At 42.4% G+C, this 14936-nt stretch carries 15 protein-coding genes; 7 read left to right on the top strand and 8 right to left on the bottom strand.

Features of this window, described 5'->3' with window-relative positions:
* Positions 1–36: 36 nt before the first annotated feature.
* From D1164_RS15530 to D1164_RS15510, 5 genes are all read right to left on the bottom strand, one after another.
* Positions 37–1158, bottom strand: a complete 1122-nt coding sequence (locus tag D1164_RS15530; protein ID WP_119348387.1) for a FecR family protein — start codon at positions 1156–1158, stop codon at positions 37–39.
* 65 nt (positions 1159–1223) lie between these two features.
* On the bottom strand, positions 1224–1811 hold the full coding sequence (locus D1164_RS15525) for an RNA polymerase sigma-70 factor (protein WP_119348386.1): 588 nt from the start codon (positions 1809–1811) through the stop codon (positions 1224–1226).
* A gap of 122 nt (positions 1812–1933) precedes the next feature.
* The gene (locus D1164_RS15520) at positions 1934–2143 is read right to left on the bottom strand and encodes an SIR2 family NAD-dependent protein deacylase (protein WP_119348695.1); all 210 of its coding nucleotides are present in this window, start codon (positions 2141–2143) and stop codon (positions 1934–1936) included.
* A gap of 143 nt (positions 2144–2286) precedes the next feature.
* Positions 2287–2610, bottom strand: coding sequence for a DUF5320 domain-containing protein (locus D1164_RS15515; RefSeq protein WP_147371995.1), 324 nt, complete (start codon positions 2608–2610; stop codon positions 2287–2289).
* 233 nt (positions 2611–2843) lie between these two features.
* Positions 2844–3491 carry a carbohydrate-binding family 9-like protein gene (locus D1164_RS15510; protein WP_119348384.1) on the bottom strand — a complete coding sequence of 216 codons (648 nt, stop codon included), beginning with the start codon at positions 3489–3491 and terminating at the stop codon, positions 2844–2846.
* Positions 3492–3760: 269 nt separating this feature from the next.
* Between D1164_RS15510 and D1164_RS15505 the strand changes: the two genes are divergently transcribed.
* Positions 3761–4537: a sulfite exporter TauE/SafE family protein gene (locus tag D1164_RS15505; protein ID WP_241558244.1), complete on the top strand. Its 777-nt coding sequence runs from the start codon at positions 3761–3763 to the stop codon at positions 4535–4537.
* 12 nt (positions 4538–4549) lie between these two features.
* Positions 4550–5008, top strand: a complete 459-nt coding sequence (locus D1164_RS15500) for a DoxX family protein (RefSeq protein ID WP_119348383.1) — start codon at positions 4550–4552, stop codon at positions 5006–5008.
* A gap of 204 nt (positions 5009–5212) precedes the next feature.
* On the opposite strand, the gene D1164_RS15495 is transcribed toward D1164_RS15500, so the two are convergent.
* Complete coding sequence (locus D1164_RS15495) at positions 5213–5683, bottom strand: hypothetical protein (protein ID WP_119348382.1); 471 nt, start codon at positions 5681–5683, stop codon at positions 5213–5215.
* 142 nt (positions 5684–5825) lie between these two features.
* On the opposite strand from D1164_RS15495, the gene D1164_RS15490 reads away from it, so the two are divergent.
* On the top strand, positions 5826–6356 hold the full coding sequence (locus D1164_RS15490; RefSeq protein ID WP_119348381.1) for a nitroreductase family protein: 531 nt from the start codon (positions 5826–5828) through the stop codon (positions 6354–6356).
* A 71-nt stretch (positions 6357–6427) separates the two neighbouring features.
* Here the strand turns inward: D1164_RS15490 and D1164_RS15485 are convergent, their stop codons facing one another.
* A complete protein-coding gene (locus tag D1164_RS15485; protein ID WP_119348380.1) occupies positions 6428–7294 on the bottom strand; it encodes an alpha/beta hydrolase in 867 nt (288 codons plus the stop codon).
* 151 nt (positions 7295–7445) lie between these two features.
* Between D1164_RS15485 and D1164_RS15480 the strand changes: the two genes are divergently transcribed.
* The 3 genes from D1164_RS15480 to D1164_RS15470 all read left to right on the top strand — a co-directional run bounded on the left by D1164_RS15480 (position 7446) and on the right by D1164_RS15470 (position 11910).
* Positions 7446–8735: an MFS transporter gene (locus D1164_RS15480; RefSeq protein ID WP_119348693.1), complete on the top strand. Its 1290-nt coding sequence runs from the start codon at positions 7446–7448 to the stop codon at positions 8733–8735.
* 179 nt (positions 8736–8914) lie between these two features.
* On the top strand, positions 8915–9619 hold the full coding sequence (locus D1164_RS15475) for an aspartate/glutamate racemase family protein (RefSeq protein WP_119348379.1): 705 nt from the start codon (positions 8915–8917) through the stop codon (positions 9617–9619).
* A 92-nt stretch (positions 9620–9711) separates the two neighbouring features.
* Entirely contained in the window at positions 9712–11910 is a 2199-nt protein-coding gene (locus D1164_RS15470; protein ID WP_172594317.1) for a multiheme c-type cytochrome, read from the top strand.
* Between the two features lie 253 nt (positions 11911–12163).
* On the opposite strand, the gene D1164_RS15465 is transcribed toward D1164_RS15470, so the two are convergent.
* Complete coding sequence (locus D1164_RS15465; RefSeq protein WP_119348377.1) at positions 12164–13831, bottom strand: glycoside hydrolase family 88 protein; 1668 nt, start codon at positions 13829–13831, stop codon at positions 12164–12166.
* Between the two features lie 233 nt (positions 13832–14064).
* Here D1164_RS15465 and D1164_RS15460 point away from each other — a divergent pair, with 233 nt between their 5' ends.
* Positions 14065–14898, top strand: coding sequence for a c-type cytochrome (locus tag D1164_RS15460; protein WP_119348376.1), 834 nt, complete (start codon positions 14065–14067; stop codon positions 14896–14898).
* Positions 14899–14936 lie beyond the last annotated feature (38 nt).

The raw sequence follows: 14936 nt of genomic DNA, 5'->3' as shown, positions 1-14936 counted from the left end.
GGAGGTCATACTGATCTCCCTTTTTAAATACGGATTTTATTTCATAAGCAAATGTTTAAATTTTCCCATTTTTTGATTATCAGACATTATGTAAACTGTTTTTCCTTCAATGACGTATTTGATTGGGGAACTTGAGCAAATAGCATCCAACACCTGTTGTAGTGTTTCGTCTTCAAGTGTTCCTCCAAATGAATATTCTTTCAGTAATTCGTTGTCGAAAATAAAGTTCACAGCATACCGGCGTTCCAGTTTTTGGGAAAGTGAACCTAATTTTTCGTTGTTTATTATCCACCTTTCATCTTTCCAGGAGATAATAGGATCCGGTTCGATGGAGGTGATAATTTTTAATCCGGATTCTTGTTTCGGCACCGTTTCATTTTCTTTTAAGGATTGATTAGTATCAATAAAATCAACGGATTTACTATGTTTTGTAAAAATGGCTTTTTCGTTCCTCGTGAGTATCACATCTTCTGTTAGTTTGAAATTATTTCCTTCCAATCTGACAGAGCCTTCAATTAACGTGGTTTCAATGGTTTTTTCTTCGCTGTAAGCTTTTACATCGAACTTTGTGCCGAGCGCTGTAATATTTAATTCACTGGTTTGAACTGTAAACGGAAGCGCCGGGTTTTTTTCTACTTCGAAAAAAGCTTCGCCCGAAAGGTTTATTGCACGGTTTTCAATGCCGAAATGGCTATTGTATGACAGCGTTGTTCCGGCATTGAGCCAGATTTTACTACCGTCGGGCATTTTTACAAACGAGCGTGAACCAAGAGGGGCTACATATTCAACAAGAAAGGGATCTGCAATATTGGGTTTGCTGTGAAGCAAAGCATGACCAATTCCTCCCAGAATGAAAACCAGTATCAAAACGGCGGCTACTTTGAGTAACCTAACCCAGCTCTGAATAGGTTTTTTGTTTTCTTTACTTAGTTGATCCTGAATTTCCTTCCAGGCATCTTCCATATTTATTTTGTCATTTATCCGGGTAAAATGGCTGGCTTGCCATATATCTGTCATCTGGTCGAACAGCAACTTGTTGCCTTCACTCTTTTCAAGCCAGTTGTTCAGTAGCCCGGATTCTTCCGATGTGAGTTTTCCTGAGAAATAATCGATGAGGGCTTTTTTCTCGTTTTCTGTTATGTTTAAGTTCTCTTTCATTTTTTGTTTTCTAATTATGATGACACAATTTTTACCTGGAGGTATTACAAGGGGGAGTGTTTTTTTTATTTGAAGAATGAGAAAAGAAGAATGAATAGGTGTGGAAGGGCTTCTTTGATGTTTTTTAATGCTCTGAATATTTGAACCTTAACTGTATTCTCAGAAATATTCAGTTTTTCAGAAATTTTTTTGTGCGACAGTCCTTCAAAACGGCTCAGTATAAAAATTTCCCTGCATTGTGGTGGAAGTTTTTCGATTTGAAGGTTTATCTGTTCTTCCAGTTCTTTGGCCAAAATATTTCCAACGGGATAATCGGGAGAAAGTGGCTGCCTGATTTTCAGTTCGACTACCGTTATATCCTCCACCAAAAGTGTCTTGTTTTTTCTTTTTTCCCTTTCCAGGTAGTTGATGCAGGCGTTGTGTACCGACCTGAAAAGGTAACCCGACATGGAAGTTTTTATGGAAATTTTTTCCCGGTTTTGCCAAAAATCGAGGAAAAAATCTTTTACAATGTCCTCGGCTGTCTCCAGTTGTTTGGTGTAGTCGAATGCGTAAGTACACAATCGGGGATAGTAGGTTTTAAATACCAGTTCAAAGGATTTGTGGTTTCCCTTCTTTAATGAGTCGACCAATGTTTTCTCCAGTACATTCATAAGTATAGTTAAGCCTGCTACAATGAATGACGAAGTTAGGGTAAGTCGCCAATAAATCCAATGATGATTTCGATATTTTTTTTTCGAATAGTAGCTATTTGTCTCAGTTTTAGATGGGTGGGTTACTTCTTCTGTTTTTTGTTTTTTACAAGCTCCTCACGCACCATGGTGTGGCCACATTCCGGGCATTTAATTTCGGTACATTTTATTCCCTGTTTATGGGGGATTTTGTGCCCGCATTTCACGCAAAGACAATAACCGCCGGGGCCATAGGCTCCCCCCTTATTCCTGCCCCTGTGGCCGCCAGTTCCCATTCCTTTTCCCGGTGTCATTTTAAATGTTTTTGTTTGTTTTTTTAGACTATTTGTCTGCAATAAATGTCAAATTTTAACTAAAAAAACTTTTCGGCTTCTCAATATTGAGAGGCCTGAAAAGTGATGAGTTTCCATAATTTCAGGAAGCAAAACCCACTTGTTCAATCTTCATTCTTGGCTTTGCGGATTTTTTTCAATTCCTTTTCAATTCTCATTAGTTGGTCTTTTAATACCCACACTTCATTTTGGAGCAATGTTTCGTCTGAGCTGTTCTGACAAAGATTTTTGGGATAGTTCCAATAAGGATTTCTCCATCTGAATCTAAAACCTCGTCTGCCAACACGTCCGGACCCACTGTGGAATCCACGCCTGAAATTTCTGGATTTACTCTCTGAAATGTCATGGGTACTTCCGGTGCATCTGCCAAGCTGCTTCCCTGTCATCCGGCCTGCACCCATTGGTCCTGTTCTGTTTAATCCTGGCATAATAACCTCCATTTTTAATTAATACACTACAAATATAATGAACTTATGTTTGAAACAAAAGGCTTTTTGCTTGAATTTGAAAATGTTTTTGGAAAAGGCGTAAGTTTCCCATCTCCGGTATCGTTTTTTTTTGTCAAAAGAACCGGTTACGGAAGTTAATTTCAGCGAGTGCGTTGGATAAACAAAAAATTCACCCGTTGATTATGGCTCAGCGGGTGAATCCATTGGGTATTTTATTCGAATTGCACCTTCCCAAAGAACTCGGGGCGATGGTAATCCGGATTTTCAGTTTTGATGGGGTTCCACGTAACATAATGCATCACAGCTGTTTCTTCTCCGCATTTGTAAAAATTGGCTTCTGCATTCAATCCTTTAAAGGTTTTCAGGTTGCTGTAAGCAAAAGATTCAATCGGAATCCGAATCATCATTTCCCATTCAAAGTTTCCTGATTTGTCATTGAACGGAGCGCTTCCCAGCGACGATTTAATATCAATCTTTTCAATAATTTTTGGATCGACAAATTTCCGGTTGCCTCTTCCCGGGCCATAGCCAAGGTGGATGGTGCCAATACAGCTAAACTCGAAATTGTAATAATTTTTCTCTCCGGGCGAAATGAAAAATTCCACACAACTGTCTTTGTAAACATCACCGTTAGTGCGGGTTTCCCTGGCCCTGATGTGTTTTTCTTTTACATAGTATTTTAGCCAGATTTCATCTCCTGTGTGCCCTATCCGAAAATTGACTTTCGGCATATAACTAAAATCTTTCCAGTTTAAAATCTGAATAGGATTGGAAACACAATGCTTCTCCAGTAAATGTTCTGCTTCAGAGAAACTAACCGACTTCTGAGTTTTAATTTCTTTTACGAAAAGCTGATTCATATTTATTAAGTTTTGTAAACGGTAAATGTAAGTAATTTTTAAGAACCTCCTGCATCTTTAACGTCACTCTAACAGGATAAATGCAGTAAAACCATTGAGAGACATCACTGCAATTTTTCCTGTTTTTGCTGACAATATTTATAGAAGAAGGGCGGGCTTTCCAGGCAAAATTTATTAATCGAATTGATTTTAATATCATTTTGTCTTTTATTTTTATTCGTATATTTATTGAACCCGTATGTTTTACATGCGGACAGAAAAGAGAAAAAATGCTGGAAATTACAGTCATATGTTTTACCGCCTTTTTTACTGCCATACTTACCTTTTTTTCCGGGTTTGGATTGGGAACCATTTTAATGCCTGTATTCGCCCTGTTTTTTCCGGTGGAGATTGCCATTGCCTTAACCGGCGTCGTACATTTTGCCAATAATATTTTCAAAATGGGCCTGGTAGGGAAAATGGCCAGCAGGCCGGTTCTAATCAGGTTTGGTATTCCGGCTGTTATGGCATCTTTTATTGGAGCATGGCTGTTACTAAAAATAACCGGTTTACCTTCTGTTTATGAATATGAGCTTTGGGGTAGAATGTTTCAGATAACACCGGTGAAGCTAATCATTGCCGTTCTTTTGTTGTTCTTTTCCGTGTCTGAAATTTTGCCGGCGATGCAAAAGATCCAGATGGGAGGTAACAGGTTGATTTTTGGCGGTTTGTTGAGTGGTTTTTTCGGGGGGCTGGCAGGTGTTCAGGGGGCTTTGCGGAGTGCTTTTCTTATAAAAAGCGGGCTTTCCAAAGAAGCATTTATTGCCACCGGGGTAATTATTGCGTCGTTGGTTGACATTACAAGGTTGTCGGTTTATGCTTCGCGATTTACGACTTCCGGCTTGTCTGAGAATTTGACATTGCTTGTTTCTGCAACTCTTGCTGCCATTGCCGGCGCTTTTGCCGGGAGCAGGCTGCTCAAAAAAGTAACTTTCCGGTTCGTTCAGGTTTTAGTGGCTGTAATGCTTACTTTTATTTCCATTGGTTTGGGTGCAGGACTCATTTAAAATGAGGGTATTATGAATTCAATAAAAAAGATTGGAGCGTGGCTTTGGAGTTCGGACAATGACAACCGATCGATGATTCCGCGTATTATAGTGGGGCTGGTTTTCCTCTCCGAAGGCATTCAGAAGTTTCTTTATCCTGAAATGGTAGGAGTAGGCCGCTTTGAAAATATCGGTTTCGAAAACCCGGAATTCTGGGCATATTTTGTTGCAAGCTTCGAGGTTGTTTGCGGAGTATTCATACTAACCGGACTGCTGACAAGGCTCGCAACTATTCCGTTGTTAACAATTATGGCAACAGCCCTGATTACAACAAAAATCCCCATTCTGCTGAATGAAGGATTCTGGTTTATGGCCCATGCTGCCCGTACGGATTTTGCCATGGCCATGTTGCTTATTTTTCTGCTGGTAAACGGGCCGGGGAAGTTTTCAGCAGATTACAAATTTTTTCATTTTCCCTTTTCCGGTACATAAAATGCTCTGGAAGAATCTTTCTTTTCTAAGTATTTTATGTTCTTTACTCGTGTCTGATACTCAGTCTGGTTACTTTTATGCCTGCTAACTTCCCCGTTTTTTTACGTCATTTCCTGCTATGAATTTTGCCCTTGTTCAGGCAGGATTTTGGCTATGGCCCGTTTTTCTGGTTACCCTGTTACTTTCAGATTATAACCTGGATTTTTAGTTTAACAGGTGTTTATAGTTGCCGTTGAGTAAATTGGGCAGGTAATTGGCAATTAATCCCAATGCTTTTTCGTCATCTATTTTTTGGGGAGTAATAACTTCCTGTCTTTTTACTTCGTCAGCATTCAGGACGGCGTCGTTAATTTCGGTGGGAACAGTGCTCCATGTTTTCTTTATGGGCCTGACGCCAAATCCTTTTTGTGAACAGCCGTAGCATACTTCAAAAAAAGATGTAGTGGCTATGTAAACAACTCCTTTGGCAGTACTACGCTTTACTACAGTAACCGGTTTGTCAGAGCCCTCATAGGTCAGGTTCCAAACTTTTTCAACTGATTTATCAGGCGTTACATTTTCAACGGCCTCTATCTCATAGTTTATAATTTTAGTGCTAAAATCAATGGCATTGGCAAGAGCCGGGAGAAAGAGGCAACAAAGGACGAACAAACTCAATACATTTAATTTTTTCATGGTTTCCAATTTTAATTAAAAAAATAGTTTTTGTTATTCTGAACATAGAATGAGACGACCGGATTGGAAAATCGTTACAAAAAAATCTTGATTTTATTAAAAAAAGCATATTTTTCCGGTTTTGATCTGTAATGAAGAAATTATGAAGTTTGCTGAGCTTATAAACCGCCGTTATTCCGTCAGGAGTTATAAAGACACGCCTGTAGATGATAAAAAAATACTGCAAATACTGGAGGCAGCCAGACTGGCGCCATCGGCTGTAAATTTTCAACCATGGCATTTTATTGTGATAAAAAAAACGGAGAATTTGGTCAAATTACATAATGCTTATCAACGCGACTGGTTTAAAACAGCGCCGGTTGTTATCTTGGCCTGTGCCGATCATTCGCAATCGTGGAAAAGGAGTATTGACGGGAAAGATTCAGCAGAAATTGACGTTGCCATTGCCATTGACCACCTGACCCTTCAGGCAGCCGAACTGGGATTGGGGACCTGCTGGGTGTGCAATTTTGATACGCAGCGCAGTGCGGAGGCATTGAAACTTCCGGGTTATATTGTGCCGGTAGCTATGATACCGTTAGGTTATCCGGAAGAAGAAAAAATTCCTCCCAAGAAACGTAAACAGTTGGAAGAAATCGTTCATTGGGAAGAATTTAAGCAGCATTATTCGTAGCGCTTTTCCATGTAGGTTGTCCCAAAGGCTGGGAAAATTCTACACATTCAATTTAGAATTGCCGGCAGGTTTTACCGGTGAAATTTTTCTGAGATAAATTTTAGTCCGTCGTATAGCCCTGTGCGCCAGTATTCCCATCGGTGAGCACCGTCGCGTACACGGTATTCATGAGGAATACCCAGGTTGCGCATTTTTACATGAAGAGCCGAATTGCCTTTGTAAAGAAAATCATCGTCGCCACAGTCAATGTAAAACCGGATGGATTTTAGTTTGTCTGCATCCACGGTTTCCAGCAGGTGCAGCGGACTGTAAGATTTCCAGTAATCGGTCACTTTGCCGTCAGTCGGTTTCGGACCAAAAATATTTCCGAAATAACGCTCGTATGCACTACCGGTTAGTATTTCTTCATCGGTAAATGTGCCGGCGCTGAGAGCAACGCATGACGAAAACAGGTCAGGGTGTCGCATGGAAAGCAAGAGAGCGCCGTTTCCTCCCATGGAAAGTCCGGCAATGGCCCTGAATTCCTTTTTGCTGCGAATGCGGTATTCTTTTTCAATATGTGGTATAAATTCTTCGGTAAACATGTCTTCCCACGGATCATCGCCGTTGTGGCTGTTCACGTACCACGAAACTTTCCCATCAGGCATTACAATAATGCAGGGAGGAAAATCGCCGTTTTCAATTCCCCGATCGGCAATGGAATTTGCTTCGCCAAACTGAATCCAGCCTGTTTCATCGTCGGAATACCCGTGTAACAGATAGAGCACAGGGTAGCTCCTTTGTGAAATATCGTAGTCGGGTGGAAGGTAAACAGAGTATTCTACAGGATAACTCACCTTTTGGCTTTCAAATACCAGGGATTCAAGAACTTTTCCGGTTTGTGCAAAAAGTGAAACGGCCACAAAAGAAGCGGCCAAAAGTAAAACTATCTTCTTCATTTTGTCATATAATTTTGATTTACAGCAAAACTATTCAAATTAATTATACCGATGGACGATTTTTCCAAATTATCCGGAATGTTGCATCTGTTACAAAATTTGGTTTTTACTTTATTTAGATTTGGAAGAAACCAATATTGAAACTTACACCATGAATATCAGGGGAAACAGCAGAAGAGGCCTGACTGGCAGTACAGTTGGATTTTTTTTCGGATTTGCAGCGGTTGCTTTATACGGACCAACAGCTGTCAAGTTTAAGGAAGCGATGGATTTAACACCCGCATTGGTAGGCCTGCTAATTGCAATTCCGGCACTTTCGGGCTCTCTGTTGCGTATTCCTTTTGGCGCTTCGGTAGATACCAACGGAGGGAAAAAATCATTTCTGATTCTTATGCTGCTCAGTGTTATAGGGCTGGGCGGCGTTACCCTGCTGTTATTTACTTCTTATCCCGATGGCATGAAAGGCATGTACGGCCTTGTATTGACTTTTGGCTTTTTAAGTGGCTGCGGAATTGCCACCTTTTCAGTAGGTATCGGGCAAACTTCTTACTGGTTTCCCCGAAATAAGCAGGGTATGGCGCTGGGTATCTTTGGCGGTCTCGGAAACCTTGCCCCAGGAATTTTTTCTTTGGTATTGCCCGTATTTTTGACATACTACGGATTTATTTCCGCTTACTTTGCATGGTTTCTCTTCTTGCTTGTGGGGACTATCCTTTACGGGATTGTCGGTGTAAATGCTTATTATTTTCAATATCGAAAAGCCGGGGTTCCGGAGGCTAAAGCGATAGAAAAGGCCCGGGAAAAAGGGCAGGAGATTTTTCCTGCAGGCAGTATAAAAGACAGCCTTCTCCTTTCTGCAAAAGTTAAAAATACCTGGGCGCTTGTGGCTTTGTATTTTACCACTTTTGGCGGGTTTATTGCTTTGACGGCATGGTTCCCGACCTATTGGGCCGAATTCCAGGGTTTCAATTCGGTAAAGGCAGGATTATATACAGCAGTTTTTTCCATTCTCGCTTCGGTGTTGCGTGTTCCCGGCGGGTCTGTAGCCGACAGGTTTGGGGGAGAGAAGGTGGCCCTGCTCGCAATAACTGCCATTCTGATTTCCACGGCAGCACTTTCCATTTCACATTCTGTCCCGGGCAGTGTCTTTGCTGTGCTATTGCTGGCTGCCGGTATGGGATTTGCCAACGCTGCAATATTTAAACTGGTACCGGTTTATGTGCCGAATGCAGTGGGCGGCGCTGCCGGCTGGATTGGCGGACTGGGGGCTTTTGGCGGATTTGCCCTGCCTCCTGTTATGGGAACCATTGCAGGAGCATTTGGCGCAGTTGGTTATGCCCGGGGCTTTCTGGTTTTTGTTATCCTGGCCTTAATAAATGTGCTCATCCTGGCTTTTTTGCTGAGGGCCAGAAATAGCAGGCTGGTAGAAAAAATTCGCTGAGTCTACTTGTTTATAAATCAAATTAAACAGAATGAGTTTTTTAAATGGATAAAAAGGTCTTAATGGTGTTTGGGATTTAATTTCTACATTTGCTTTCGAAGATTCTGCTAAATACTAAACAAGGTGACATAACAGGATGTTTAGGGATATTGTTTGTAGGGGTATAAAATCGTTTTTAAATGAAATCAATAGGTATTATTGGAGGATTGGGGCCGGAAGCCACCGTCGATTATTATAAGGAGATTATTAGTCAGATCAATACGTTAAACGGGAACGGAAGTCTGAACTACCCGGAAATTATTGTGTACAGTGTTAATATGGCCACCTTTATCGGTCGGCTGGAAAAAAAAGATTACACAGGAGCGGCGGGTTATATTGTCGAATGTATTTCAAAGTTGGAATTGGCAGGAGCTGATTTTGCGGTCATTAGCGCCAATACTCCCCATTTATTTTTTGACGAAATCAGAGAAAAGGTGACTATTCCGCTTATCAGTATTGTAGAGGCCTGCAAAACAAGGGCAAAGCAAACCGGACTAAAACGCTGCGGATTGTTTGGTACCAAGTTTACCATGAATGCCTCTTTCTTTTCCGATGTTTTTGGCCGCGACAATATTGAGGTTATTTCGCCGGATTCAGATGATATTAACCGGATTAACGAATTGCTTTTTACCGAACTTGAAATAGGAATTTTTAAGGAGAGCACCCAAACTGAATTGCTAGGGATTGTTCAGAAAATGATTGACAAACATGGTATCGATTCGCTAATTCAGGGCTGTACCGAATTTCCCATTATGTTTACAGAAGAAAAATACCTGGGAATTCCATTCCTCAATACAACCCGGATCCATGTTGACGAGATGGTAAAAAAATCGATGTCGAGCTGATTGCTTTTACAACGAACGGAATAAGGATTCGCAAAGGAAGTAACAGGCTCATGAATAATATTTTCAGAAATAAATTCGCTGTCCTGTCTATTATGTCATTTTTAGGCATTATTGTTTGGTTGCTCGCAGGAATAGTCAGAAAAGGCAAGGAAGAAACGGCCACTGTCGCGGAAACGCGGGAGTCCCGTTTTGTGGGTAGCGCTGCTTGTAAAGAATGCCATGAACTGGAATATGAGGCCTGGAAAAAATCCGATCATTATAAGGCAATGCAGGTTGCAGGCGAGGAAACCGTGCTGGGAGACTTTAATAATGTACGGTTCGAAAGCAAAGGTTTCACCAACAGGATGTTTAAAAAGGACAGCACTTTTTATATGGTAATGGAAAACCGGGAAGGAGTGCCCGATACCTTCGAGGTGAAATATACTTTCGGACATTATCCCTTGCAGCAATATATCATTGAATTTCCGGATGGGCGGTACCAGTGTACGCATGTTGCCTGGGACAGCCGCGATAATAAGTGGTTCGATTTATATCCGGAACTGGAGATTCACCACAGCGAGTGGTTGCATTGGACCGGCGGGGCACAAAACTGGAATAACATGTGTGCCGATTGTCATTCTACCAACCTGCAAAAAAATTATACGGATGCAACCGGAAGTTATCAAACTACCTGGGATGAAATAAATGTGTCGTGCGAATCGTGTCATGGCCCTGGCAGTGAACATGTTAGACTTTCCAAATTGTATCCCGATTCCAGCGAGGTTTTCGGAACGGTCTATTTAGGCCGAAACTCACAACAGCAGGAGCAAATGCAGTTTTGCGCCCGTTGCCATTCGAGGAGGTCGCAGCTGACCAACCGTTTTCATCACGACGAGCATTGGACGGATCAATACAGTCCTGATATTTTGCGGCCCGGCTTATATTTTGCCGATGGGCAGATACTGGATGAGGTATATGTTTGGGGCTCCTTCGTGCAAAGTAAAATGCACCGGGAAGGCGTGCGGTGTACCGATTGTCATGATCCGCATACATATGAACGAAAACTTCCCGGAAACCAGCTTTGCTACCAGTGCCACGACTTCCGGGTGTATGATAACCGGTCCCATCATTTTCATGAACCGGGGAGTGAAGGCGCCCAGTGTGAAAGTTGCCATATGCCGGGGCGTCATTATATGGTAAACGATTACCGGCCCGATCATAGTTTTCGTGTTCCCCGCCCCGATTTGAGCGTAAAATATGACATGCCCAATGCCTGCAATACGTGTCATGATGATCAGTCGGCACAATGGGCATCGGATTGGGTAAATGAATGGTATGGTAAAGAGCGGGAATTTCATTTTTCGGAAGTGCTGCTGCGGGCTGCCAACCATGAATCCTCCCCGGAGGAAATTGCACACCTTGTGAGCATTGATACAGTTCCGGACATTGCCAAGGCCACGGCAGTGTATTATCTGGAGAATTACGGAGGACCACAGGCACAACAAGTGCTGCTGAACTCCCTCAACCATCCGTCTTTTTTAGTTCGGCGCACGGCAATAGAAGGATTGGGCATGTACAACCCGGAGGAAAACAAAGAGCATTTTATCCATATGCTATCCGATACGGCACGGGTGGTGCGCCTGGCAGCATTTAATGCCTTGGCTGGAATGGATATTTCTTCTTCGCCTGCAGAAATTATTACCCAGTACAATAAAGTAAACGAAGAGTTTTTTAGTAACCACCGGAACAATGCCGATTTTCCGGGGGAGAAAATGCACATGGCACAGTATTATCACCGTTCGGGGCAAACCGGGCTGGCGCAGCAATATTATGAGGAAACCCTGAAAAAGGATAATTATCAGAATATGGCCCGGATGAATCTGGCCATTATCTACAATTCCCAAAATCAAAATCAGCGGGCTGCTGCTTTGCTTAAAAAAGTAGTGGAACAGGAGCCGGATTATGATCACGCTTATTATTCCCTGGGGTTGTTATATGCAGAAATGAACAAAGCAGATTCTGCCGTTTTCTATTTGAAGGAATGTACGCAGGTGAACCATCAAAATGCGGCGGCCTATTACAATTTGGGGCTTTTGTACCAACAGCAAAGTGAAAAGCAGAAGGCTGAAAATACCTTCCTTGAAGGATTAAAAAATAATCCGGGCAACGAAAGGTTGTTGTACGCCATTTCCCATTTTTATGTGCAGGAACAAAAGAGGGAACAGGCAAAAAGATATGCCCGGGAACTGGTCCGGTTATTCCCGGGAAGGCAGGAGTATATTCAGCTGTTACAAATGGCAGAAGGACAGTGAGCTGAATGGTTTGTGATTGTCCCGGATGATGGTTTATTCAGATACTGTACCAGTGTTACATAACATTCTTTTGTATTGAATCAGCCTATTGAAAGCATCAAGCATTTTTAGTTGTTTAATTCCACTATCGTGTACAATTTATAATAACTCTACAGTACTTTCATATAAGATATACCATATTACAGGAATCCGCTTATGATTGCCATGTTTTTTTGAACTGAATTTAAGTTGGATTAATAATTTGGTTTTTACTTCAATCATCTTTCTGAAGTTGCAGGAGCGCCTGAAGGAGGATGCCTATTTGATCGGAGTTTTCGTAAGTAGTTTTGTCAGGGTGACCGACAAAAAGTTTGCCTCTCCAGAGGTATCGAACAGCTTCATCTGCCACTTCAATCGCCAATCTATTCCAAGCATTCTCACGAGTCAGTCTGTACATAGCAGAACAAAACTTAATCATACGACCGTAATGATCGGCGAAAAGGCCGTAGGGAGCCTGATAGACGTAACCACCCTTCCTGTAATCCTCAACGAATTGTTTATTAAAATTCCCCTGGGGAACATAGCGTGTGTGGCTTATACCACGTTCGTTTTTATAGGTTTCTCTGGAAAAGGGTTGAATGGCATCGCGGAGGGCAAACCAGTCTTCGAATCCTGCATAGCGTCCCTCCCATGCCCGGGTTAGGACAATGCCGAATCGTTGTGCAGTTGGCAGATAAGCATCGCGATCCACATGCTCTGCAGCCCAGGCATAAAGCTGTGCAGTAAAAAGGGGCATCTCATGCCAGCCGGCATCGGGTAACCAGGAGGCCAGATACCCTTCCGGTTCGTCTTTGCCATCGACAAAGTCGCGTAATGCATCGGCACGCACTGGCTTGCCATCAAGAGTAAGATGCGCATAGAATAGTTCCTTATCGGAATCATAGCCATATTGTGCATAACCGTCAAGTATTGTGCGCCCCATGGAGATCATCTCCTTGTCACCGAGTTGTTGCCCGATTTCGATAAGGTTCCTGACAAATGGCATAACCGTCGTTGTAAAATCCCTAGTGTCGTACCGATCAACTCCTTGCCCGTATTGCCCTCCTGAACCGGAAATCAGACCCGTTTGCGGATTGAGTCGTTGCCAATGGTATCCGGCTACTTTCTTGCACCAGTCATGGTATTTCTGCTCACCTGTTTGTATGGCAGCATATGCCCAGGCACTCATAAGGGTGCCGTCACACCATGAAAAGGACCATCCATGTTGTTTGTCGGAATGCCGATTAGTTTCCCCGGTAGTTTTGTCAACTACATGACATTCCCATATTCGGTCAGCATAAGCACGCGCCTTATCGGGATCGGCAGCCCACCATAATTCCCAATCCATAGGCCAAAACCACAGTTCATGGTGGTCGCCATCCTGATCATTTGCTCTGTCTGTATAAAAATTCCATGAAATGTGTCCCCCAAGAGCCGGGAAGCCGCGTCGGTCGACGGCGTAATTTAGGTTGAAACGAAGTGCATCAAGTACAGCGTTGCGGTATTTCGGATCTCCTGTAAATTGGGTCATCAGATCCATCGCACGGAAAGTATATTGATCGTAGAAATGATTGGAAGACCCCGGAGCTCGACGGGACATACGCCCTGCATCAACACGTACAGAAACAGAAGGTGCTGTGGGCGGTTCCTGGGGGCATTCCAGCGTATCCTGGGTTAAAATGGCGGCAAACATGGGGGAATGCTTATCCCCATAACGATCACGACCATATTCAATAAGGGTATCTAATGCAGTACGTACTAACTGCTGGTAATCATTTGCTTGCATCTCTGTGGATTTGCGTAAATGGCTATCAGCCCGATGCATCGCAAGGAAATCTCCCGGAACTATGGTTATGCCAGAAGCTACAGCTCCGGTAGTCTTTAAAAAACCTCTCCTTAGCATATAGATATTATTTTATAGTTACTTCTTTCGTCAGCTAAATATAATCATTTCGTATTCATTGAAACAAATTTGCATTGAATCAGCCTATTGACAGCATCAGGCATTTTTAGCTGCTTAATTCCGATAACGGGTAAAAAGTATAAAAAATTTTGCTAATATTGACAAAAGGATTTTTTTGTCCGCTTTAAAGTTGTATTTTTACAATATTCAACTAACAAGATTTTTTGAGTGCTATGAAAAACCAATATGCTACACTAGCCCTGTTGATGCTTTTTTCTATCCATGCTTCATTGTATGCTCAGGAAAGTGGAGAAGACTTGTTTAAAGCGACATGTGTTACCTGTCATACTATTGGAGGCGGGCGCCTGATCGGCCCTGATTTAAGCGGAGTGAATGACAAAAGGGAGCAGGAATGGCTGTTCCGGTTTATTCGTTCTTCCCAAAAACTTATTAAGGAAAATGACCTGGTAGCTGTGGAACTCTTCAAGGAATACAGCGGGATTCCAATGCCCGATAATGATTTAAACGATGCTGAAATTATCAGTATTCTTGATTATATAAAAGAAACTGGTCTGGGAACTTCTGATGTTACAGAGGAATCAGTTGCAAAGCCTGACCTGGATACAACTAAAAAGACAGCCACCGTGACTTTTTCTGCTGATATGCTGAAAAAAGGAAACGCGCTTTTTTATGGTCATGAAAGCTTTGCGAATGGAGCGCCTTCCTGTATCGCCTGCCACAATATACAGGATGAGTCCATTATTGGCGGAGGAAAGTTAAGTTTCGACCTTACCGGTTCCTATGGCAGGTTGGGGGAGGCCGGAGTTCTGGCAATTCTTAAAAACCCGCCTTTCCCCGCCATGAATGTGGCCTTGCAGAATAAAAACCTGACTGACGAAGAAATGGAGGCAGTAACAGCCATGCTCCATTTTGTAAACGAACGTTATGCGGATGATCCGTCTCGTTCTGCTGGAGGAGTAATCTATGCCATTATAAGTTTGGTAATCGCCCTGTTTTTACTCATTCATATCTATATTCTTTACGACAACCGGAAAGTGCCTTCGTAATATCGGGTAGTAATCCATTGTAAAATCAAAAAAAACAA

Source organism: Mariniphaga sediminis (genome assembly GCF_003573545.1).
Taxonomy (GTDB): Bacteria; Bacteroidota; Bacteroidia; order Bacteroidales; family Prolixibacteraceae; genus Mariniphaga; species Mariniphaga sediminis.
Note: the sequence above shows the minus strand (reverse complement) of the source record. Positions and strands in the feature narration are given on the sequence as shown.